Source organism: Bacteroides xylanisolvens (genome assembly GCF_018289135.1).
Taxonomy (GTDB): Bacteria; Bacteroidota; Bacteroidia; order Bacteroidales; family Bacteroidaceae; genus Bacteroides; species Bacteroides xylanisolvens.
Window position 1 is genome coordinate 2,206,533 of record NZ_CP072216.1, and the last position, 21,203, is coordinate 2,227,735.

General features: G+C 38.7%; 24 protein-coding genes. 9 read left to right on the forward strand and 15 right to left on the reverse strand.

Annotation, left to right across the window (positions count from 1 at the left end; genetic code table 11):
- Window positions 1-56: 56 nt before the first annotated feature.
- Together INE92_RS09445 and tpx are read right to left on the reverse strand one after the other, a co-directional pair.
- Window positions 57-941: a DUF3078 domain-containing protein gene (locus INE92_RS09445; protein WP_004317613.1), complete on the reverse strand. Its 885-nt coding sequence runs from the start codon at window positions 939-941 to the stop codon at window positions 57-59.
- Between the two features lie 192 nt (window positions 942-1,133).
- Window positions 1,134-1,634, reverse strand: coding sequence for a thiol peroxidase (gene tpx, locus INE92_RS09450; RefSeq protein WP_004296650.1), 501 nt, complete (start codon window positions 1,632-1,634; stop codon window positions 1,134-1,136).
- A 137-nt stretch (window positions 1,635-1,771) separates the two neighbouring features.
- Between tpx and INE92_RS09455 the strand changes: the two genes are divergently transcribed.
- The 4 genes from INE92_RS09455 (at window position 1,772) to INE92_RS09470 (ending at window position 4,575) form a co-directional block, all read left to right on the forward strand.
- Window positions 1,772-2,335, forward strand: a complete 564-nt coding sequence (locus INE92_RS09455; RefSeq protein WP_004317609.1) for an HdeD family acid-resistance protein — start codon at window positions 1,772-1,774, stop codon at window positions 2,333-2,335.
- A gap of 83 nt (window positions 2,336-2,418) precedes the next feature.
- The gene (locus tag INE92_RS09460) at window positions 2,419-2,898 is read left to right on the forward strand and encodes a DUF4494 domain-containing protein (protein WP_004296648.1); all 480 of its coding nucleotides are present in this window, start codon (window positions 2,419-2,421) and stop codon (window positions 2,896-2,898) included.
- Window positions 2,899-2,904: 6 nt separating this feature from the next.
- Window positions 2,905-3,573, forward strand: a complete 669-nt coding sequence (locus INE92_RS09465; protein ID WP_195436655.1) for a YggS family pyridoxal phosphate-dependent enzyme — start codon at window positions 2,905-2,907, stop codon at window positions 3,571-3,573.
- Between the two features lie 24 nt (window positions 3,574-3,597).
- Window positions 3,598-4,575, forward strand: coding sequence for a dihydroorotate dehydrogenase-like protein (locus INE92_RS09470; protein WP_015532860.1), 978 nt, complete (start codon window positions 3,598-3,600; stop codon window positions 4,573-4,575).
- Between the two features lie 100 nt (window positions 4,576-4,675).
- Here the strand turns inward: INE92_RS09470 and INE92_RS09475 are convergent, their stop codons facing one another.
- Window positions 4,676-6,001: a PhoH family protein gene (locus tag INE92_RS09475; RefSeq protein WP_074708612.1), complete on the reverse strand. Its 1,326-nt coding sequence runs from the start codon at window positions 5,999-6,001 to the stop codon at window positions 4,676-4,678.
- A 132-nt stretch (window positions 6,002-6,133) separates the two neighbouring features.
- Between INE92_RS09475 and INE92_RS09480 the strand changes: the two genes are divergently transcribed.
- Window positions 6,134-7,624 (forward strand): bifunctional folylpolyglutamate synthase/dihydrofolate synthase, encoded by a 1,491-nt coding sequence (locus INE92_RS09480; RefSeq protein ID WP_151921587.1) that lies wholly within the window; start codon window positions 6,134-6,136, stop codon window positions 7,622-7,624.
- On the opposite strand, the gene INE92_RS09485 is transcribed toward INE92_RS09480, so the two are convergent.
- The 4 genes from INE92_RS09485 to INE92_RS09500 all read right to left on the reverse strand — a co-directional run bounded on the left by INE92_RS09485 (window position 7,592) and on the right by INE92_RS09500 (window position 9,476).
- Window positions 7,592-7,966 carry a RidA family protein gene (locus INE92_RS09485; protein ID WP_004327226.1) on the reverse strand — a complete coding sequence of 125 codons (375 nt, stop codon included), beginning with the start codon at window positions 7,964-7,966 and terminating at the stop codon, window positions 7,592-7,594. The genes INE92_RS09480 and INE92_RS09485 overlap by 33 nt on opposite strands.
- Window positions 7,967-8,045: 79 nt before the next feature.
- Window positions 8,046-8,339: a RyR domain-containing protein gene (locus tag INE92_RS09490; protein WP_032851637.1), complete on the reverse strand. Its 294-nt coding sequence runs from the start codon at window positions 8,337-8,339 to the stop codon at window positions 8,046-8,048.
- 133 nt (window positions 8,340-8,472) lie between these two features.
- The gene (locus tag INE92_RS09495) at window positions 8,473-8,979 is read right to left on the reverse strand and encodes a DUF805 domain-containing protein (RefSeq protein WP_009041088.1); all 507 of its coding nucleotides are present in this window, start codon (window positions 8,977-8,979) and stop codon (window positions 8,473-8,475) included.
- 137 nt (window positions 8,980-9,116) lie between these two features.
- Complete coding sequence (locus INE92_RS09500) at window positions 9,117-9,476, reverse strand: hypothetical protein (RefSeq protein WP_134993255.1); 360 nt, start codon at window positions 9,474-9,476, stop codon at window positions 9,117-9,119.
- A gap of 153 nt (window positions 9,477-9,629) precedes the next feature.
- Here INE92_RS09500 and INE92_RS09505 point away from each other — a divergent pair, with 153 nt between their 5' ends.
- From INE92_RS09505 to INE92_RS09520, 4 genes are all read left to right on the forward strand, one after another.
- Window positions 9,630-11,954 carry a DUF3987 domain-containing protein gene (locus tag INE92_RS09505; protein ID WP_195436654.1) on the forward strand — a complete coding sequence of 775 codons (2,325 nt, stop codon included), beginning with the start codon at window positions 9,630-9,632 and terminating at the stop codon, window positions 11,952-11,954.
- Between the two features lie 258 nt (window positions 11,955-12,212).
- Complete coding sequence (locus INE92_RS09510) at window positions 12,213-12,698, forward strand: HU family DNA-binding protein (RefSeq protein WP_008025406.1); 486 nt, start codon at window positions 12,213-12,215, stop codon at window positions 12,696-12,698.
- Window positions 12,699-12,772: 74 nt separating this feature from the next.
- On the forward strand, window positions 12,773-12,871 hold the full coding sequence (locus INE92_RS09515; protein ID WP_004303901.1) for a smalltalk protein: 99 nt from the start codon (window positions 12,773-12,775) through the stop codon (window positions 12,869-12,871).
- Window positions 12,872-12,887: 16 nt separating this feature from the next.
- Entirely contained in the window at window positions 12,888-13,331 is a 444-nt protein-coding gene (locus INE92_RS09520; RefSeq protein WP_008025408.1) for an N-acetylmuramoyl-L-alanine amidase, read from the forward strand.
- 86 nt (window positions 13,332-13,417) lie between these two features.
- Here INE92_RS09520 and INE92_RS09525 read toward each other — a convergent pair whose 3' ends face one another.
- The 8 genes from INE92_RS09525 to INE92_RS09560 all read right to left on the reverse strand — a co-directional run bounded on the left by INE92_RS09525 (window position 13,418) and on the right by INE92_RS09560 (window position 21,153).
- Window positions 13,418-13,651 carry a DUF4248 domain-containing protein gene (locus tag INE92_RS09525; RefSeq protein ID WP_008025410.1) on the reverse strand — a complete coding sequence of 78 codons (234 nt, stop codon included), beginning with the start codon at window positions 13,649-13,651 and terminating at the stop codon, window positions 13,418-13,420.
- 402 nt (window positions 13,652-14,053) lie between these two features.
- Window positions 14,054-14,758 carry a WecB/TagA/CpsF family glycosyltransferase gene (locus INE92_RS09530; protein WP_055236187.1) on the reverse strand — a complete coding sequence of 235 codons (705 nt, stop codon included), beginning with the start codon at window positions 14,756-14,758 and terminating at the stop codon, window positions 14,054-14,056.
- Window positions 14,755-15,918, reverse strand: coding sequence for a non-hydrolyzing UDP-N-acetylglucosamine 2-epimerase (gene wecB / locus INE92_RS09535; protein ID WP_015532866.1), 1,164 nt, complete (start codon window positions 15,916-15,918; stop codon window positions 14,755-14,757). The genes INE92_RS09530 and wecB overlap by 4 nt, the downstream gene beginning before the upstream one ends.
- A 19-nt stretch (window positions 15,919-15,937) precedes the next feature.
- Complete coding sequence (locus tag INE92_RS09540; RefSeq protein ID WP_229097052.1) at window positions 15,938-17,086, reverse strand: glycosyltransferase; 1,149 nt, start codon at window positions 17,084-17,086, stop codon at window positions 15,938-15,940.
- 22 nt (window positions 17,087-17,108) lie between these two features.
- Entirely contained in the window at window positions 17,109-17,933 is an 825-nt protein-coding gene (locus INE92_RS09545) for an alpha-1,2-fucosyltransferase (protein WP_015532869.1), read from the reverse strand.
- Complete coding sequence (locus tag INE92_RS09550; RefSeq protein ID WP_015532870.1) at window positions 17,934-19,127, reverse strand: glycosyltransferase family 4 protein; 1,194 nt, start codon at window positions 19,125-19,127, stop codon at window positions 17,934-17,936.
- A gap of 8 nt (window positions 19,128-19,135) precedes the next feature.
- The gene (locus INE92_RS09555) at window positions 19,136-20,224 is read right to left on the reverse strand and encodes an EpsG family protein (protein ID WP_015532871.1); all 1,089 of its coding nucleotides are present in this window, start codon (window positions 20,222-20,224) and stop codon (window positions 19,136-19,138) included.
- Window positions 20,221-21,153 (reverse strand): glycosyltransferase family 2 protein, encoded by a 933-nt coding sequence (locus tag INE92_RS09560; protein ID WP_015532872.1) that lies wholly within the window; start codon window positions 21,151-21,153, stop codon window positions 20,221-20,223. The genes INE92_RS09555 and INE92_RS09560 overlap by 4 nt, the downstream gene beginning before the upstream one ends.
- Between the last annotated feature and the right edge of the window lie 50 nt (window positions 21,154-21,203).

Below are 21,203 nucleotides of genomic sequence, written 5' to 3' on the forward strand. Positions count from 1 at the left end.
AGGTATTAAGTATTACCATGACTAATACTTAATACCTAATACTTAAAAACCAATCCTTAGAAATTGAATTGGACTCCTACTCCCAAGATCTCTTTAAATTGTACACGAGATCCTTTGGTACCATCCTTTTGTACAATCTTCACATCATCGTCATACATCAAGTTAGTAGTGAGCGTGGTTGAAAACCATTTATTGATAATCATATTTATTTGCACTTCCCAGTTCACATCTATGTTCAATGGCTTGTGCAGATAATCGGAATATAAATCCAAACGCGAATATACTGTCATATTCTTCAAAAATTCATATTTGGCTTCCCCTTTCAAGTTAGCACCGAAGCTGGATAACAGGTGTTTGCCCGGATCCACTCCATAGGCTCCTTCGTCCGAGAGACGGTCATTGAGAACAAATGTTCCGCGCCACGCAGCAGGAGACAATACAACGGTAAATATCTTACCCGGATCATAGGTAAAGCCCAAACCGGTAGTCAAATAAGCGGGAGCCATAAATTCGGAGATAGCAACATCCTTATTGACAGAATAGTCATATCCGGGAGAGAACTGCGTCTGGAAAGTGGCGAATGCGCTGGCATACCAACTTTTGGCAATAGCATAGCCATAATTCGTATTCAAATAAATCTTATCATTAGCCTTCCTGGTTCCGTCGTCACCGGTCTTATTCAATCCATAAGCCAGTTCGATACGATTATTCCACAGATGTTTTCCTTTCTTATAATTAATCTGATAAGTGCCCTGCAAGTCAAAGGCAACAGAGTTATCACCTCCGGCAGCCCAGTTAGTCAGGCTCACCTGTGTCAGTTTCAGTCCGGCAAATCCTTCTTTTGTCCAGGGAGAAGTTTGTGTACTATCGGCAGTTTGAGCCGACAGGGTTCCAGCACCCATACATAGCAGGGTGATGAATAGAGTTTTCATCTTGTTCATGATAGTTGAGGTTTAGTGTAGAAAAAAACACAACCTAATAAGAACGGAGCCTTGGCAGTTTACCAAGCCTTTTTACCAGTTCCCATTAGGTCAAAATCTTTAAGATAAGTAGCAGTATTAAGTATTAGCCGTATTCGTTTATTAGCTGCAACTAATAGTTAATACCTAATACTTAATACTCCATATTCTATATTACTTTACAGCAGCTAAGGCTTTATCATAATCAGGCTCCTGGGTGATTTCAGGAACAAGTTCCGTATAAGCAATCTTGCCATCCTTGCCAATCACAACTACCGCACGGGCCAAAAGTCCTGCTAACGGACCATCTGCCATACGCACTCCGTAACTTTCGTCGAAATCAGAGAAGCGGAAATCAGACAGTGGAATTACATTTTCAATACCTTCCGTTGTACAGAAACGACCGTGCGCAAAAGGAAGGTCCTTAGAGATAGCCAATACTACCGTATCTTTCAGTCCGGCAGCCATCTTATTAAACTTACGTACAGAGGTTGCACATACGCTGGTATCCAGACTCGGGAAAATATTTAAAATCACATTTTTACCATTCAAATCTTTCAGAGAGAAAGAAGATAAATCTGTTTTTACCAGCTCGAAGTCAGGAGCTACCTTACCTACTTGTATAAATTCACCGATTAGTTTCACCGGTTGTCCTTTGAAATTTGTTGTTGCCATAATGCATCTATATTTAAAATTTACTTTATATAAGAAACAACGATTCCCCCAAATATGTTCACGGAAAACCTTTTCTAAATTGAATTTGTTATTCCACAACGAAATCACCCTAGTATTCAATTTAAAATATAAAATGTATGGAAACTGTATTCAATGAGATTCAACATTCAGTAAAAAATTGGTGGACTTCTCTTCTTTTGGGAATCGTGTATATCATTGTAGCCCTTTGGCTCATGTTCTCACCCGTGAGCACCTATGTAGCTTTAAGTATCATCTTCAGCGTATCGATGTTGATAAGCGGTATTTTGGAAATTATCTTCGCTTTTAGCAACCGGAAAGGTGTCCCGAGCTGGGGATGGTATATCGTAGGCGGACTGATCGACCTTGTTCTGGGTATCTACCTGATTGCCTACCCAATGGTCAGCATGGAAGTCATTCCTTTTATCATAGCCTTCTGGCTTATGTTCCGCGGCTTCTCCTCCACCGGCTATTCCATCGACTTGAAACGTTACGGAACCCGCGACTGGGGCTGGTACATGGCTTTCGGTATCCTTGCCATTCTGTGTTCCCTTTTAATATTATGGCAACCCGCCATAGGAGCACTCTACGCAGTCTACATGATTTCTTTTACTTTCCTCATCATCGGACTTTTCCGTGTCATGCTTTCATTTGAACTAAAAAATCTGCATAAAAGAAAATAAAAATCTTTCGGCACTTACTTTGGTATTTTGTTTATCTTTGTAGGCAATTTACATGAATCAATTAATTAAAAAGGAAGAAAATTATGGCAATGCATACATGGTTTGAGTGCAAGATCCGTTATGAGAAAGTAATGGAAAACGGAATGCAGAAGAAAGTAACTGAACCTTATCTTGTTGACGCACTCAGCTTTACAGAAGCAGAAGCACGGATTATCGAAGAAATGACTCCGTTTATCTCCGGAGAATTTACCGTTTCAGACATCAAACGTGCCAACTATAGCGAATTATTCCCCAGTGACGAAGAAAGTGCCGACCGCTGGTTCAAATGCAAACTTATTTTTATCACGCTCGATGAAAAAAGCGGTGCGGAAAAAAAGACTTCTACTCAAGTATTGGTACAAGCTGCCGACTTGCGTGATGCAGTGAAAAAGCTGGATGAAGGCATGAAAGGAACCATGGCAGATTATCAGATCGGTATGGTATCCGAAACTCCGCTCATGGATGTATATCCTTACAGCGCCGAACCGAATGACAAACCGGAATTTGATCCGTCAAAAGCATAAGTAACAATGAGTATTGCTGACAATTTAAAGCAAGTGCTGGCCGAACTCCCTCAAGGAGTCCGGCTGGTTGCTGTCTCAAAATTCCATCCCAATGAAGCGATAGAAGAAGCATATCAGGCGGGACAGCGTATTTTTGGAGAAAGCAAAGTGCAGGAAATGACAGCTAAATACGAAAGTTTGCCGAAAGATATCGAATGGCATTTTATCGGGCACCTGCAAACGAATAAAATCAAAAACATGATACCATACGTAGCGATGATTCATGGAATTGATAGTTATAAACTACTGGCCGAAGTCAACAAACAAGCTGTCAAGGCCGGACGTACTGTGAACTGCCTGTTGCAGATTCACGTTGCACAGGAAGAAACCAAATTTGGTTTCAGTCCCGAAGAATGTAAAGAGATGCTGAATGTCGGAGAATGGAAAGAGCTGACTCATGTGCACATCTGCGGATTAATGGGTATGGCCAGCAACACCGATTGTATTGAACAAATCAACCGGGAATTTTGTTCACTAAATAGACTCTTTAACGAGATAAAAACAACTTGGTTCACCCACTCTGATACTTTCTGCGAACTATCAATGGGAATGTCACATGACTATCACGAAGCCATTGCCGCAGGAAGTACGCTGGTACGAGTAGGAAGCAAGATTTTCGGAGAAAGAAATTATTGATTAAGTATTAAAAAACATATTGCTATGACCGATTTAAAAACTACTTTCGCAGGGCTTTCTCTTAGAAACCCTATCATCATCAGTAGCTCAGGGCTGACCAACAGTGTCGGCAAAAACAAAAAATTGGCCGAAGATGGTGCCGGTGCTATCGTTCTGAAATCACTGTTTGAGGAACAGATCATGCTGGAAGCAGATCAACTGAAAGACCCGGCATTCTATCCCGAAGCCAGTGACTATCTGGAAGAATATATCCGTGAGCACAAGTTATCTGAATACCTGACTTTAATAAAAGAAAGCAAAAAGGTATGCCCCATTCCTATCATTGCCAGCATCAACTGCTACACTGATTCCGAATGGATCGACTTTGCAAAGAAAATTGAAGAGGCTGGTGCCGACGCATTGGAAATCAATATCCTCGCCTTGCAATCAGAACTGCAATATACATACGGTTCATTCGAACAACGCCACATCGACATTCTCCGCCGCATCAAGCAGACGGTTAACATTCCCGTTATCATGAAGCTGGGTGATAACCTGACCAACCCTGTAGTATTAATCGATCAGTTGTATGCCAACGGTGCAGCCGCAGTTGTTCTCTTCAACCGCTTCTATCAACCGGACATCAACATCGAAAAGATGGAGCATATGTCAGGAGAAATATTCAGTAATGCTTCCGACCTCGCCAATCCGCTCCGCTGGATTGGAATTGCATCTGCAGTGGTAGATAAGATCGACTATGCGGCTTCCGGTGGTGTTGCCAATGCTGAATCAGTAGTGAAAGCGATCCTTGCCGGTGCTTCAGCCGTAGAAGTATGTAGCGCAGTCTATCTGAATACAAACGCATTTATTGGAGAAGCCAACCGCTTCCTCTCTGCATGGATGGAACGCAAAGGATTCGAAAATATAGCTCAATTCAAAGGCAAACTGAATATCAAAGATATTAAAGGCGTCAATACATTTGAACGTACACAGTTCCTTAAATATTTCGGAAAGAAAGAATAATGAAATGAAGAATGAAAAATGAAGAATGAAGAATAAGCTGCGCTATTATGCTGCATAGTAAATTCTTCATTTTTCATTTTTCATTCTTCATTTTCATTTCCTACAGCAGGTTGCTTGCCAGTTCACTCAATTCACTTCGTTCACCTTTCAGCAGATTAACGTGTGCAAAGATATTCTGATCTTTCATACGATCAATCATATATACCAGACCATTGGACTGACTGTCCAGATAAGGTTGGTCAATCTGTTGAATATCCCCGGTAAACACCATCTTCGTACCTTCGCCTGCACGGGTGATGATTGTCTTTATTTCATTTGGGGTCAGATTCTGCGCTTCGTCAATGATGCAATACATTTCGCTCAAACTACGACCACGGATAAAGGCCAGAGCTTCAATCACCAGCTGTTCGCTTTTCTGCATATCTTCTATGCGCTTCACTTCGGTAGAGTTTGCTGCAAACTGACGTTTTATCACGTTCAGATTGTCAAATAATGGTTGCATATAAGGAGCTACTTTCTCTTGTGCATCTCCCGGAAGGAAACCTATGTCTTTATTAGAAAGCGCTACAACAGGACGTGCCAGCAAAATCTGTTTGTAATCGGTCAGTTTACCCAACGCAGCAGCCAAAGCCAGCAAAGTCTTACCTGTTCCTGCTTTTCCTGTCAGAGCTACCAGTTTGATATTCGGATCATTCAGGATCTCAAAAGCAAAACTCTGTTCCGCATTCCGGGGTTCGATTCCATAATTCTTACCCTTCATCACGCGGATAATAGAATGGGTAAAAGGATTATAGCGTGCCAATACACTATTCCGGTCACTCTTCAACACAAAACATTCATTGGGATGAATCAAATCCTTAAAGTCGAATTCACTCAAGTCAATGCCTTCTTTGGAAGAATAAATGCGGTCGATCAATGCAGGATCTACATTTTCGAAAATCTCATTCGACTTCTCGAACACATCTACATTGACCACCTTATCCGTAATATAATCTTCGCAAAGCAGACCGATTGAACGAGCTTTCATACGCAGATTCACATCCTTGGTCACTAAGATAGATTTCACATTCGGATACTTATCGGTCAGGTATTCGGTTGCTGCCAAAATCAGATGGTCGGGTTTCTTTATTGGAAACGATTCCCAAACTTTGGTAGCCGGCACATTGCTTGTCACAACAAACAGACGTCCCAATCCTTCGCCGAGTTTCACCCCTTCGGAGAAAAGCTCGTCGCTAGTCAATACATCCAATTCGCGCACAAACTCACGAGCATTGAAGTTAATCTGCTCGTTTCCTTTTTTGAACTTATCCAGTTCTTCGAGTACAACAAGAGGGAGGTAAATATCATTTTCCTGAAAATTCTTCAAGCAATTGTAGTCGTGAAGAATAACATTTGTGTCTAACACAAAATTTTTCTTAGTTCCCATGATTTCTTAGATTTAAATGTTGATATTTGCAATCTCATTCGCCAATCCCCGCATTTACGGTTAGATTGACGGTTCTAAAGATAAACAAATTAGCGGGCAATAAAGATTGCCCGAAGTTAAATATTATAAAACATGGACTATCAGAACACTTTAAAGTACTTATATGAGAGTGCGCCAATGTTTCAACAAATAGGAAGCAAAGCATATAAGCCAGGTTTAGAGACTACTCATCGATTAGACGAACATTTCGGGCATCCCCATCAACAATTCAAAACGATACATATCGCCGGAACCAATGGAAAAGGTTCCTGCTCACATACTATCGCAGCCGTATTGCAGTGCGCCGGTTACCGGGTAGGACTATTCACCTCCCCTCATTTAATCGACTTCCGCGAACGTATCCGTATCAACGGTGAGATGATACCAGAAGAGTATGTAGTCAATTTCGTAGAAGAGCATCGCTCTTTCTTCGAGCCGCTGCATCCTTCATTCTTCGAACTGACCACCGCTATGGCATTCCGTTATTTTGCCGACCAGAAAGTAGATGTAGCAGTTATCGAAGTAGGCATGGGCGGAAGATTGGACTGTACGAATATCATCCATCCGGATTTGTGTGTTATCACCAACATAGGCCTCGACCACACCCAATATCTGGGTGACACGCTGACGAAGATTGCCAAAGAGAAAGCCGGAATTATCAAAGAAGGAGTTCCAGTCGTTATCGGCAGAGCCCAAGGGGCGGTGAAACGTGTATTTACCATGAAAGCTAAAGAAAAGAATGCGCCCATCGAATATGCCCGTGAAAATACCCGATACTGGGACATGGAAATAGTTCCTTATTCGAAATTGCAAGAAATAAGACCGATGATGGACAACACAATTCAGAGCATGCACGAAATGATCGAAGCAATGGACGAACAATCAGAAGAAGAGGCAAATCAGATGCGGCAAGCATTACTCATGTTAGATCTGCCAGACAGTCTACGTGCGCTAGACCGGATACTCGACAAAAGAAAAGATGCTATCAAAATCCACAATGAGATGTTTCCTTTCGGACTTTTCACAGAGTTGAGCGGAGCTTACCAATTCGAAAATATGTTCACCATCCTAAAAGCCCTTGCGACACTGACCCGTCTGAACTACAACATCAGATCCCAGGACTATCGCGCAGGTCTTGCAAACGTATGTCAGCTCACCGGTCTGATGGGGCGTTGGCAGAAAGTACACAGCTATCCGGATATTATCTGTGACACGGGACATAATGTTGATGGAATCGAATATATCCATGTACAGCTCAATGCCATTCACAAAACTTTCGATCAGGAGATCCATTTTGTATTCGGCATGGTCAATGACAAAGACATCCGGGGAGTTCTGCGAGCATTGCCGAAATATGCCACCTATTATTTTACCAAAGCAAGCGTGAAACGTGCACTTCCGGAAAATGAACTATTGGCATTGGCAGAAGAAGCCGGATTGAAAGGTACCACCTACCCCACTGTTGTAGAAGCTGTACAGGCGGCAAAAAAGAACTGCCCCCCAAAAGATCTGATCTTTGTAGGAGGCAGCAGTTTCATTGTCGCAGATTTGTTAGCGAACCGCGATACACTCAATCTCTACTAACGCATCCTTGGGCAGAGCTTTTACGGCAACCGCCGAACGTGCCGGAAAAGCTCCGTCAAAATACGTGGCATACACGCCATTCATCCCTGCAAACAGGGACATATCCTGAAGAAATACTGTGGTTTTGACAATGTTTCCCATTGTCAATCCTGCTTCTTCAAGAATGTGTTTGATATTCTCCAACGACTGGCGAGCCTGTCCTTCTATCCCTTCAGCCATCTGTCCCGTAGCGGCATCAATAGGCAACTGACCGGACACAAATACCATACCATTAGCTTCTATCGCCTGACTATAAGGGCCGATAGCCCCCGGAGCTTTCTCACTGCAAATTACTTTTTTCATATCTATTTCTTTTTCTGTTTATAATGGATTTCAAAGATAAAAATAAATTCTGAATAAGATTGTTGCCATCATTCATCATCTATTTTTCATCCTTCGAAATCTTAAACCCCAGTTTCATTATCAGTTTCAAGGTTTCCACTGAAGAATTTCTGTCATATACCTTTTCTTCTTCAGGCAATTCTTCATACGGAACCAGACACGGATGCTGTTTCAATACATCATCCCGCTTTTCGCCATACGTCCAACCTTGTTCTATTCTGGTTTTCGACCAGACCTCATGAACATTCTTAGCCATTTCTTCTACCAGGTATTCCAATTCCTTCGGGAGTTGGATGTGTCCTGTATCCACCGGATTGGGAATATACTCTTTCATCTTACAAATCATTATTTATTATGTTACACTTACAAATTTAGACAAAATATTGAATAACAAACAGGTTAATAACAAAAAAACCTCCTGCAAAACGAATTTCGCAGGAGGCTCTATTATTTCTTCTTTAATAAGATTATTCAGCCTTTTCTTTATCTTCCTCTACAGGAGCTTCCGCAGGTGCAGGAGCAGCTTCTACCGGCTTGTCAACTTTTACATCTTCTCTTGAAACGTTTACAGTCACGTTTACAGAAGCAGGTTGTGCCTGATACGGCATACGGTTTTTCGGATCTGCACCATAAGGATTAGGACCTACCGTGCCATCTGCAAACAGCATGTACAATGCAAAAATCCAACCAACAATAGGCACACAGCACAACAAAATCAGCCAACCGGATTTATTTAAGTCGTGCAGACGTTTCACCCCCTGTGCCAGAGAGAACCAAACAGATGCAATCATAGCAGCAAGACCGATCAATAAACCAAATACTGATCCCCCGGCCGATCCGCTGGCAGCACCCAAAACAAATGTACCTACGCCTAGTGCCCATGCAATACTAGAAACTATACCACCAATAATGCCTGACAAGAAGTATTCGATTCTACGAATACGACCGTCAAATGAAAAAGGAGCTTTGAACATAATTTATTAAGTTTATATGAATAAATAAGTGAGTTTTTATCCGTGTTTCTCAATATGAAAGCAAAGATATAAAAAAAATTAAATAAAGAAAGGATTCAGGCAAAAAGATTGAAAAAATGCCCTATTTTCTGTAGAAATCACAATTTCACCCCATCCCATTGCATCACTACCACCCACTCTTTCGGTTGGCAAGTTCCATGAAAACGGTGCGGAACCGTAGCAACCACCAAATCACAATTGGAAGCTAATACGGTTCTTAACTCCTTCAGCAACATATCCATCCGGATGATTAAATGAAGATACTCCGTCATACACCGGATCACGCGCACATACTGATAAATACACATATCCTCTCCCCGTCTTATCTCACTCAGTGTTTTGGGAGAGATATCAAGTTCGCTCGTAAAAAAACTGTTACTGAAAATACGATCTATATCCATTAAAGCCAATACCAAATTGCTCAAAAACTCGTATGGTTCCTGTTTTTCTTTTGCCATGTCATTCTATGATTAATAATTTATAATATTTCAGTTTTTATTTGCTTTATCAAGTACTATTCACATAGGGAAGCAACCCTATTTTTAATATCCCGACCTTTGTTCCCGTTATCTGATAGTCAGGTAACTCAATCTTACAAAAAACAATTTTATATGAAAGCCTTAGAAGAAATCAAAGTCTCGGTTTACGAGAACGTGTATTCAAAAAAGCCCAAAGTCATGTCTTTCCTTGAAGTCATCATTATGTGTATTCATCCGGTCTATGCCTCTATTATAAACGCTATCCGCCGATACTATGCAGAAGGAGACCATGCCGCGGCACAGAAGTTGAAGAGCCAGCTCCCCTGTTTCACTCCGGCAGGTACTTTTGACGGAGCACATGCCATCAAAAACTTCCTCCTCCCCAGCCATATTGTCGGGCTCGATTACGATCATGTAAAAGATCGTCTTCAAGTCATCCAACGTTGTGCGGCAGATCCTCACACGGTAGCGGTCATAGAAAGTCCTACCGACGGAGTGAAAGTTTTCGCCTATGTGGAAGGTATCGAAAACCGCCATCGTGAAGGGCAGCAATTAGTGAGCCGTTACTACAATCAATTGCTGGGATTGGAGAGTGATCCGGCCTGCAAGGACGAAAGTCGTCTGTGTTATTTCAGTTATTCGCCCAATGGATATGTTGCCGGTCTTTATCAGGCATTTGTGTTGGAACCACATCTAAAAGAGGAAACAAACGCTTCCTCTGAAAATAAAGTGCTTCCTCCCTTTCCTCTTCAGGATAATACCCCGGAAAACGTGTCTGAAGCAGAAATCGCCCAATTTATTTCGTCCTATATTTTCCTCCATCCCCTGACCGCCGGACAACGTCATTCCAATGTCTTCAAACTGGCCTGCGAAGCCTCCCGCCGACACTATCCGCAAGAAAGCATATTACGTGAGCTTACTGCATTTTTCGAGCATACAGATTTTCGTCCCGAAGAATTGACAAGTGTTTTATCATCTGGATACAAGCAAGTTAACGAGCACGCACCTGCTTCCTCTACAGCCACCTCTTCTTCCTTTCAAAAGGACATAAGGACAAAAATCCCCTATGGCACTTTAGAAAACTCCGATAGCACCGAAGAAGCCTATTGGCTGGGAGAAGAATTCAGGAAAGGAACACCTTTATTCCCGCGCGATTTGTACAATAATCTTCCCGATCTACTGAATGACTGTATCATTGAAGACGCAAGCGACCGCGAACAAGACATCTCCCTCCTTTCCGATCTTACCGCACTAAGTGCGGCACTTCCACAAACTTTCGGAATTTATAACCACAAAAAATATTCCCCCCATTTGTTCAGTGTCATATTTTCTTCTGCCGGCAGCGGTAAAAGCATTGCCCAAACCGGACGCTATCTATTGGAAGAAATACAGACTGAAATACTGTCTACCAGTGAATCCATGTTAAAAAACTACCATACAGCGCACAATACCTGGCAAGCAGAATGTCAGCGGAAAAGGAAAAAAGGAGAAACGTGTTCCGAAGAGCCTCAAAGACCTCCTTTTAAAATGTTATTCATTCCCGCCACTACCAGTTACACCCGTATGCAAATTCAGATGCAGGACAACGGTTCGCAAGGAAGTATCATTTTCGATACGGAAGCCCAAACGCTCTCCACGGCCAATCACCTGGATTGTGGTAACTTCGATGATATGCTCCGCAAAGCTTTTGAGCACGAAAACATTGATTCTTCCTATAAAGCCAACGGTATCATCCCAATCTATATCCGTTATCCCAAATTAGCTTTGCTTCTAACGGGCACTCCCGGACAGATAGACTGTTTGTTAAACAGTTATGGGAACGGACTTCCCAGCCGTATTCTGGCTTACACTTTCCGTGAAGCTCCCCACTGGAAAGAGATGGGTGATGATTGTATTTCATTGGAAGACTCTTTCAAGCCGATTGCCCATCGTGTCTACGAACTATATAATTTCTGCCTGGCGCATCCTGTTTTATTTCATTTCACCCGTCCGCAATGGAACCGTCTGAATGAGATTTTCTCACGTATGCTGTCCGAGGTAGCGATGGAGGGCAATGATGACCTCCAAGCCGTAGTGAAGCGCTATGCTTTTCTGGTGATGCGTATCAGCATGATTCAGACCCGCATCCGGCAATTTGAGGCAACCGATCTCTCCTCCGAAATTTATTGTATAGATGCCGATTTCGAACGATCTCTTCAAATCGTTCTATGTTGTTACGAGCACAGCCGTCTGTTACACTCATCCATGCCGGCTCCTGCGGTCCGTCCTCTGAAGAATCCGGACATTATTCGTAATTTCGTCAATGAGTTGCCTGATAACTTCACTACAGATGAAGCAATTCAGATTGGCGCAAAATACGATTTCAACCTTCGTAAGGTTACACGTCTTCTAAAATCACTTAACGGAATAAAAATCAGCAAGGTATCTCATGGTTCTTATACTAAGATGAATAAATAACAGTCATAGGTGTCTTTTTGTCCTTTTGTCCTTTTGGAGAATCGGAAAAACATCGGGAGATTTGAAAAAAACATCTCAATAATTGAAATCAAACATTGGGAAGTTTCGATACAAATCTCCCAATGTTTTTTCTTTTTATCTATGCGCCCGTGTACGTCACTATGCGTCATGTCACTTTTCCAATGTATTACTTTTGTCATGTAATCGATTACAAGAGAATTAAACAATTAAAAATTAGAAATTAAAAATTAAAAGTTTATGGCACAGAATTACACTCTCATGGCTCGCAAGAACCTGTTGAAACCTGATGAAACTCCGAAGTACTATGCAGTGGCACGTAGCGGTCGCAAAGTAACGGTCAAGGAAGTCTGCAAACGAATCACCGAACGTTCTTCTTACTCCAAAGGAGAATTGGAAGGTTGTATCGGTGAGTTCCTGCTCGAAATCGTCAATGTACTGGAGGAAGGAAACATCGTGCAGATGGGTGACCTGGGCAATTTCCGCATGAGTATCAAAACGGGTACTCCTACTGATACGGTAAAAGAATTCAAGGCATCGTGTATCGATAAGGGCAAAGTGCTTTTTTATCCGGGAAGTGATCTTCGCAAACTGTGTAAGACGCTGGATTATACATTGTATAAAAGTGATTCTTCCGCAGATTCGGATAAAGATCCACTGCCTGATGATGGTGACGACAATCAAGGAGGCTCCGGCAGCGGAGAAGCTCCGGATCCGGCGGCATAATCAACCGGTTGTTGATTGGTTCTTGAGTTTATAGTTTATAATGCATGAGTATCTATTCTTTAATTTAAATTCGTATGAAAAAGCAACTTTGGAAAAACATTCTCCAGTTTATCGTGACTATCGCGACTTCTATCATCTCGGCTATCGGTGTAACGTCCTGTGTGGGACATTAATCTCCTGCTGACCGATATGGAAAATTCAGAAGAAAGCTATCTCCCACGTGAGATTAAGTTGTTGGTGATTCATTGCAGCGCAACGCGCTGCAATGTTCCCTTCACCGTAGAGCAGCTTCGACAATGTCATCTGCAACGAGGTTTCAAGGATATAGGTTATCATTTTTACATCACCCGCAATGGGGAACTTCACCATTGCCGGCCGGTATCGGAACCGGGAGCGCATGTGAGAGGATTCAACCGACACAGTATTGGAATCTGCTATGAAGGTGGACTGGATGAAGAAGGCCGTCCGGCAGATACGAGAACACAGGCGCAGCGTTTTGCGTTGCTTGACTTGTTGACAATTCTCAAACATCAGTATCCGGAAGCGCAAATCATGGGGCATTATCAACTTAGTGCTTCGATTCATAAAGCTTGTCCCTGTTTTGACAGTCGCAAGGAGTATATGGATATATAAAAAGAACTACGGGAGCTGGCGAAAGTGCAGTCTCCCGTAGTTCTTTTTTATGTTTATATCATTTAGAGATTCAATTATTACAGCATTTATAGCTCTCCCGGCTTTCCTAAATAATAGGTAATAAGCCGTACCTCTCTCACAGAAAATGCCTTTGTCTTCGGATGAAAGTCGGTAGACAGTATCTCATTCATCAATGGCTTGCATCTCCTCATCCACCTTCGGAGTTTATTGACCGAAGCACGAATCGTCAAATCAGGAAAATACATCTGCGCCAACTCTTGTTTATTATAACATTTCACTACAAATTCTGAATGTTCCATCGTTTCTTTATTACTGTTTTATATGCTATAAAGTTACAAAAATTAGAACATATAAACAAAGAAAGAAGAGGCTATTATCCGGTATAATGGGAATAAAAAGAAATATCAACGATCTTCACAGACAGTTGATATAGTGGGAAATTCACATCGGCTTTAACCTCCGATGTCAGGGCGTAGATTAGAAATGCGCCGTCGCGCTATTTCTAATCCACAATGTAGGAGAATCATGCTTTTTACAGCATGAAGCTAGGGACCTACATTTTTTTCATCTCACATACGAAACACTCACGTGTTTATTACATCTCAACATTTTCAACATTTATTTTATACCACAATTATTTTCATGAATATTAATTATATAATCCAACGCTTCAACTCTTAGCAGTTTATTTATTTCCTCTATTATAGACGCCCCCCATAATAAGCGCACAAAAACTGCCAATATACAACTTGACGTTTATATCGACTCGGATGAGTAATGAAACGATAGAACCACTCCATCCCTATATTTTGAATCCATCTTGGAGCACGACTTACTTTGTTAGTAAAAACATCAAAACTACCTCCCAAATTCAAATAAGTAGCAGTATGAATTCTATATAATTCATACATCAACAATTCTTGTATTGGGAATCCCATTGCCACGAAAACAAAATCCGGCTTCTTTTCCTTCACATCGACCAATAAAGCCTCTTTTTCTGAAGTTTCCTTGATAAAGCCATTACGATATCCTACAATATTAATATCCGGATAAAGTTCTTTCAATTTCTTAACTGTGGCACAAATAGTATCCTCCGTACTTCCAATTAAATAAAATGTTTTCAAAGAGTGATACCTTTTTACTAGTTCCAACCATAACTCACACCCAGGAATACGTTTTAACTCCTTCTCACCTTTACGGTACATAGCTTTTACAGCTCCATAACCATCTGCATACCCAACATTGGAATTGATTATATCTGCCACTTCTCCTTCCGCCCTCATTATAATTTCAGCATTCAATGACAATAACAGCTTCTTTTTATCGACCGTATAATCTATCAATTCCTCCATATCCTGAAATGGATATACGTTTACATTTCTAATTTTTACTGGAACAACTTTCATTTCATTTGTTTTCTAAGAAAATCCACAATGCGCTCACAAGCTTTACCATCGCCATAAGGATTAACTGCCTTACTCATTTGCTCATAATGAGTTTTGTTATCAAGCAATTCAGAAACTTCTGCCACTATCTTATCATAATTAGTTCCTACTAATTTTACAGTTCCCGCCTCCAATGCTTCCGGACGTTCCGTTGTATCACGCATAACCAAAACAGGTTTTCCCAAACCAGGAGCTTCTTCTTGAATGCCCCCGCTATCGGTAAGAATAATAGTGGAATTCTCCATCAAATAGACAAATAAAAGATACTCCAAAGGTTCTATAAAGAACATATTTCCCAAGTCAGTCAGATTTTCACCAAAAACCTCATGAATTGGTTTACGAACATTAGGATTCAAGTGCATTGGGTAGACAAAATCTACATCAGGATACTTCATCGTTAATGCTTTTACAGCCTGGCACATTGAAAGAAATCCATCACCAAAATTTTCACGCCGATGTCCTGTTATAAGAACCAACTTCTTACCGTTGATTAAACGATCCATATTATAACCGTTCCTCCTTAAAGCATTTTTTAAAGCAGCCTCCAACTCATCATCATTTTTTATCTTATCCACCACTATATGAAGTGCATCGATTACAGTATTACCCGTAATTGCTATTTTTTCTTCCGACACACCTTCATTTAATAAATTCTGTTTGCTCAATGACGTCGGAGCAAAATGACAACTAGCAATACGTCCAGTAATCAACCGATTCATTTCTTCCGGCCATGGACTGTAAATATTATGAGTACGCAACCCAGCCTCTACATGTCCTACCGGGATCTGTTGATAAAAAGCAGCCAATGCAGCAGCTGTGGAAGTTGTGGTGTCACCGTGTACCAATACCAAATCTGGCTGAACGGCCTTAAGTACATCACGCATACCTGTCAAAACACGAGCTGTCACATCATATAAGTCCTGCCCTTGCTTCATAATATTCAAATCATAATCCGACTGGATATCAAATATTTGAAGAACCTGGTCCAACATTTCGCGATGTTGCCCCGTTACACATACTATAGTTTCAAATTCATCAGAAAGCAGTTGAAACTCCTTAACTAAAGGAGCCATTTTTATAGCTTCGGGACGCGTCCCGAAGACTAACATTACTTTTTTCATATATGACACAATTACATTATTAGACAAACAATTTATACCAACTATCAGAAACTACATCTAAAGAATACTGATTACTCATTTGCTTTGCCGCTTTAGCCATTAATTTTAACCGAACATTGTCACACATTAACAGACTCATTCTTTCCGCCATATTTTCTGCATCAAATTCATCTTTCTGCGGCTCGATTATTATTCCATTCACATCATCTTTTACAATATCATATACAGCTGAATAACTACCATAGACACAGGGAACTACCCCCCAAGCCATACCCTCTGGAATGACAAGTGGAAATCCCTCATATTCAGAAGTAAGAATCAATAACGAAGCGTACTTATAATACTCCAATGGATTTTTAAATCCTTCAAAAACAATACGTTTCAATCCTAATTGAAAACTTTGTTCTTCAAGTTTGCTTTTTTCCTCACCATCCCCTATAATAATTAATTTCCAATCAGGATATTTTTTTTCCAAAAGTTTCCATACTTCAATAACTCGATATACCCTTTTTTGATTATAATCAATACGACCGACATAAATAATCTCTTTCCTTTTATAGGATAGAATTTTCTCATATTCTTCAATATATGGGATCGTAATGGGATTTGTTATTACAACTAGTTTAGTAGCTTTCTTAACTCTAGTAAAAGAAAGAAATTCTCTTATATAACTATCTGAAAGCAATATGTATTTATCACTCTTTTGATAAACATACCACATACTATAGCTAGTGACATAATAAGTCAGAACCTTTTTCATACATAAGATCAAGGCACAGAACTTATTATTTGTTTCTGACATAGCAATTTCTATATCTTTCAAGCGCCCATTCGTTTTCGGAGAATTATGATGAACTGAAAATATTTTTAAAGATAAGCCTTTTGATGCCTTCTTCAATACATAGATCGGAACATATGGTAACCCCCATTGATTTATTACTATATCTATTTTTTCTTCAATAAGAATATTGCGCAATTGGTCAATATTCTTTTTTGACGTATTGAATCCAGATAATAAGTAATAAATTATCCTAGAGTCTTTTCTACACAAAATCTCATTAGAGGGTTCTATAAAGCTAACAATGGAAACCCTACAGCCATTATCCAAAAATCTAGAAGCCAAAACATTGGTGACCATCTCTACTCCACCAAGACTATAGTACTTCATCAAAAAAAGAATGTTCATAGTATTATTCTGATGTTAGACCAATCCAATCAACAGGAAAAATATTAGGATAATAATTTGCATTTATCCATTTCTTTGGATAAATCACAATAGGGTTATTTTTATTAAGATATGCACCCCAATAACTAAAAGTACTATTTGCTATTATATTGGCCTTCGCATGAGTCATTAAATACAAATCGATATAGCTATCCTTGCCTGTATTCCAATCAACATATACTGTATCGTTTGGAATAGATAAATGAGATTTACACCATTCTATATCATCTGAAAACACAAAAAAATGAGAGGCTGAAAATCGTCCCTTTATTAGTTCAATTGCTTTTTGATAATAACCAAGAGTAGCAATGTTAGCCAATATATCACAATATTTAGACGACAAAAAATCACCTCTTCTTACATGGATAACGATAGACTGGACCGAAAGCATTAGATTTATAAGATTTTGATTCTTTGCATTTAAATTTATTGGTCTAAAACTAATCCAATCATTACGATTCTCATAAAAAGATAAATCTGATTTAAACGCATTAAATACTATTGCATCCCAATTCACATTGGTACTATGCAAACTACACAGACGTGTTTTAGGGAACATTTTTTTATAAAAAAATACCAAGACAATAAAAAATTTCGCTTTTAAAGAGGTTGGTGGAAATTTCACATTGAATATTTCTTCTATCTCAAATCCACCAATATGTTCACGAAATTTAAAATTAGGATAAACACCATAAATTCGCTCCTTAGGAAATCTATCTTTTAAAGCTAAATAAAAAGTATATTCAAAAATTTGATTTCCTAAGCCCCCTCCGAAATATAAGACCTTCATTTAATTTACTATTTCGTTAAAAAAATCTTCATATTGATTACATATAAAATTCCAATCATATAAAAAGGATTCATCGGCTCCTAGCAATTGTGGAGAAAGATTGTCATAATACTGATTATCACACATTATCTTATTAATGGCAGCAGCTAATTCTTCCTTATTTGCAGATTCTATCAATATTCCATTCTTTCCAGTCCTAATCACTTCAGGAAAAGCACCTACATTTGAAGCAATAACAGGTTTGCTAAATATAGATGCAACTTGTGGTATACCGGACTGAGAAGCAGATAAATATGGACAGACGACAGACTTACAAGATGAAATTAAATCAACAAATTCTTGGTTTGTTATATATTTATTTTTTAATATAAAGTGTTTATTTGCTTTCAGTTTAGGTAATATTGGATCATACCCTTTACCAGCAACAACAATCTTAAAATTAAGTATTCTTTCCTTTTCCAGCAATTCACAAGCATCATATAAAATCGATAAACCTTTATATGGTAATATGTACCCTATAAACAAAAGAAAATTATCACTTATTTCCGGATTATAGCCCATTTGACGATATTCCTGAAATGTTTCAAACATCCCAAAACGAATAAGTTTTAGAAAAGAAGTATTACCCAGCTTTCTACTAAAAGTAGATATATCATTAAAAGATTTCAATGAATGCACAATAATAGGTATGCCATTTTTCAAAGCAAATGAAGCCGCGACATTAGCATCAGCTTTCGCCTCTGCATGGTTTTTCATTACTTCATGTAATGAATAAAACAACTTTTGGTCCAGCAGATATTTGCCTATAAGTTCCATTGGATGTGTATGTCCTACTAAATTTATTAAATCATATTTCTCCTTTTTAATCCTATCACACAAACCATATATAGTATTATGATCTATTTTTCCGATGATTTTATTCAGAATAGTATTTCCAAGATTCTGTCGTTTCCTCACTAATACAACAGTATATATCAGAATTTCATCATCAACAAAATATTGATTTACAAAAGAAGATTTAACTGTATGTATCCCTGGTCTTAAATAACTACAATCAAAATCAATACCTTCGAGAGAAGAAGTCCCCGGATCAACCAAATAAAAGCAAGTCACGATATGTCCACGTTTTCGTAAATGTTTTGCTAAAGGTAATGTACTTCCTGAAAATCCATAAGCTATTATTGCTATCTTCATAACTTCTATTAAAATATAGTTTTATATGGCAAATATTCAGTTGAAAATACCCCTGTTAGCATTTTAAAGAAATAGTAAAACATCAGTAAAATAAATACAAGATAGGACACATACTTATATTTACTATATTTTAGCTCCCCAAATGAAACAGCATATAAAATAGCCGTATATGGCCTAAAGAATAATTCTAAACGCATAAGATCTCGCATTGTCTGCATAAAAATATTCCTAATCATTTCCATTGCCAAAAAGCCATGAAATGAATAACTCAATAATTTCCCCCTATCATTATAATACTTTTTCACCATAAAATATAAAAGAAACATAAGGCTTAACATGATACTCATTGTTCCTCTGGATGAAAAATCTTCATCAATTGATGATACAGTCTGAGAATACGAATTCAATCTAATAGAAATAAGAGGTCCCAACAAATTTAAATTTAAAACAGACCCAATAATAGACGGAAGCCAATTCCCGAGACTAAAGGATAAAATATAAAGTCCTCCAATTAGCCATTTTCCTACTTTTGAAGGATTAATAAAATAGAATGGTAACAACAACAGAGCAGATATATGAATGGTAGCTCCTATCAAAATAGGAAAACAATATTTTATAAACCTTCGTTTAATGAGAAATGGTATGGCATAAGAAGATATCCCCATTGCTAAAGCCTGCCTGCTGGGAAAAATAACTCCCAAAGATATCACTAGATATATAAAACTAATCAAGGGATAACTTGTGAATTTAAAAGAAATACGTGCCAGACAATACAATATAAGAAAACTAAACACAAAAAGGAAACATGAATAATTGCCTCCTACAGATTTTACAAGCGCATTTAGTAGTACATAGCCTGGCTCTATAGGTTCAGCCATCCCTCTTGTAAAAGTGAATATATTACTTAAATCAGATCCTTGGAAAACATCATAAAAATTATCCCAATCAGTCCCACAATTCCATCGTATTCCCCAAAAGACAGTTAATATACAGACCCACAACCAAACTATTTTCCTTTTAGTATTCTCACTAGTCCGATCAAAGTCGAAAATTGATGATAAAATGAAAGGAATATAAATTATGCAATAAGGAATCATTTGAATATACAAATAAGGAGTAAATGAATTGATTCTATAAAAGTGAGCCTATATTTCTTATATTTCTTAAGTATAAAAAATAGATTGTGGATTTTATGTCCCTTTACCCCATTAGATAGTTCTTGTAAAAGCTTAGAATGCATCTGTGAAGGTAAATTTTGTTGTATTAGTTGACAGATAATACATTCTTGTTTATTAGCCTTATCTATCTTGCTGATTCTATTTTCAATCCATTTTTCCTTTTGCAACATAGCTTCTGCCTTCAACATCCAATTACCAGTTGTAGATATATTATAGGGATTGGTTCTATAATAAAATAGAATTTCATTGATATGTACTATACCATTGTTAGTTGCTGCTTCGAATGCAGTTACATCATCTGAATTCCAGGCAAGAGGAAATTTCACAAAACCATTCATATTTTTTAAGAAGCTTGTTCGATACACAAAGTCCGAAATAAATTGAATCCTTCTATCTTTCATGCGGTGATAAATATTATCAAGCATACTTTCCCATTCAGGCCATCCTTCTGATAAATCAATTATATTCGATTGTTGGTCAATAATTGCAGTTCTGCAATGAAACACATTAACCTGTGGATATTTCTCTATATATTTAGCAAATTGTTCTAAGTATAATGGTGATACTTTATCATCATCACCCATTAAAAGAAAGTACTCCCCTTTTGCATATTGCAGACAGCGATTCCAGTTATCGACAACATTTTCTGCCCCTATATTTGTTTCATTTTTGTAATACTGAATACGAATATCTTGATTGTTTTCTACTATTTGGAACAAGTTATCTGGCGAAGCGTCATCCACAATAATAATTTCAAAATCGGAATAAGTTTGTTGCAACAAACTATTTAAACACTCATTAAAGAAGACTCCTTTGTAAGCTGGAATAGCAATTGAAAATTTCACCATTAACCTTAAGTAAATTAAAAATTAAAACTTCGTTATCATACATTTATATT

What these genes read in the sequence shown, in the direction of transcription:
- INE92_RS09445 (WP_004317613.1), bottom strand. Translation starts at nt 941, where the DNA reads ATGAACAAGATGAAAACTCTATTCATCACCCTGCTATGTATGGGTGCT.
- tpx (WP_004296650.1), bottom strand. Translation starts at nt 1,634, where the DNA reads ATGGCAACAACAAATTTCAAAGGACAACCGGTGAAACTAATCGGTGAA.
- INE92_RS09455 (WP_004317609.1), top strand. Translation starts at nt 1,772, where the DNA reads ATGGAAACTGTATTCAATGAGATTCAACATTCAGTAAAAAATTGGTGG.
- INE92_RS09460 (WP_004296648.1), top strand. Translation starts at nt 2,419, where the DNA reads ATGGCAATGCATACATGGTTTGAGTGCAAGATCCGTTATGAGAAAGTA.
- INE92_RS09465 (WP_195436655.1), top strand. Translation starts at nt 2,905, where the DNA reads ATGAGTATTGCTGACAATTTAAAGCAAGTGCTGGCCGAACTCCCTCAA.
- INE92_RS09470 (WP_015532860.1), top strand. Translation starts at nt 3,598, where the DNA reads ATGACCGATTTAAAAACTACTTTCGCAGGGCTTTCTCTTAGAAACCCT.
- INE92_RS09475 (WP_074708612.1), bottom strand. Translation starts at nt 6,001, where the DNA reads ATGGGAACTAAGAAAAATTTTGTGTTAGACACAAATGTTATTCTTCAC.
- INE92_RS09480 (WP_151921587.1), top strand. Translation starts at nt 6,134, where the DNA reads ATGGACTATCAGAACACTTTAAAGTACTTATATGAGAGTGCGCCAATG.
- INE92_RS09485 (WP_004327226.1), bottom strand. Translation starts at nt 7,966, where the DNA reads ATGAAAAAAGTAATTTGCAGTGAGAAAGCTCCGGGGGCTATCGGCCCT.
- INE92_RS09490 (WP_032851637.1), bottom strand. Translation starts at nt 8,339, where the DNA reads ATGAAAGAGTATATTCCCAATCCGGTGGATACAGGACACATCCAACTC.
- INE92_RS09495 (WP_009041088.1), bottom strand. Translation starts at nt 8,979, where the DNA reads ATGTTCAAAGCTCCTTTTTCATTTGACGGTCGTATTCGTAGAATCGAA.
- INE92_RS09500 (WP_134993255.1), bottom strand. Translation starts at nt 9,476, where the DNA reads ATGGCAAAAGAAAAACAGGAACCATACGAGTTTTTGAGCAATTTGGTA.
- INE92_RS09505 (WP_195436654.1), top strand. Translation starts at nt 9,630, where the DNA reads ATGAAAGCCTTAGAAGAAATCAAAGTCTCGGTTTACGAGAACGTGTAT.
- INE92_RS09510 (WP_008025406.1), top strand. Translation starts at nt 12,213, where the DNA reads ATGGCACAGAATTACACTCTCATGGCTCGCAAGAACCTGTTGAAACCT.
- INE92_RS09515 (WP_004303901.1), top strand. Translation starts at nt 12,773, where the DNA reads ATGAAAAAGCAACTTTGGAAAAACATTCTCCAGTTTATCGTGACTATC.
- INE92_RS09520 (WP_008025408.1), top strand. Translation starts at nt 12,888, where the DNA reads ATGGAAAATTCAGAAGAAAGCTATCTCCCACGTGAGATTAAGTTGTTG.
- INE92_RS09525 (WP_008025410.1), bottom strand. Translation starts at nt 13,651, where the DNA reads ATGGAACATTCAGAATTTGTAGTGAAATGTTATAATAAACAAGAGTTG.
- INE92_RS09530 (WP_055236187.1), bottom strand. Translation starts at nt 14,758, where the DNA reads ATGAAAGTTGTTCCAGTAAAAATTAGAAATGTAAACGTATATCCATTT.
- wecB (WP_015532866.1), bottom strand. Translation starts at nt 15,918, where the DNA reads ATGAAAAAAGTAATGTTAGTCTTCGGGACGCGTCCCGAAGCTATAAAA.
- INE92_RS09540 (WP_229097052.1), bottom strand. Translation starts at nt 17,086, where the DNA reads ATGAAGTACTATAGTCTTGGTGGAGTAGAGATGGTCACCAATGTTTTG.
- INE92_RS09545 (WP_015532869.1), bottom strand. Translation starts at nt 17,933, where the DNA reads ATGAAGGTCTTATATTTCGGAGGGGGCTTAGGAAATCAAATTTTTGAA.
- INE92_RS09550 (WP_015532870.1), bottom strand. Translation starts at nt 19,127, where the DNA reads ATGAAGATAGCAATAATAGCTTATGGATTTTCAGGAAGTACATTACCT.
- INE92_RS09555 (WP_015532871.1), bottom strand. Translation starts at nt 20,224, where the DNA reads ATGATTCCTTATTGCATAATTTATATTCCTTTCATTTTATCATCAATT.
- INE92_RS09560 (WP_015532872.1), bottom strand. Translation starts at nt 21,153, where the DNA reads ATGGTGAAATTTTCAATTGCTATTCCAGCTTACAAAGGAGTCTTCTTT.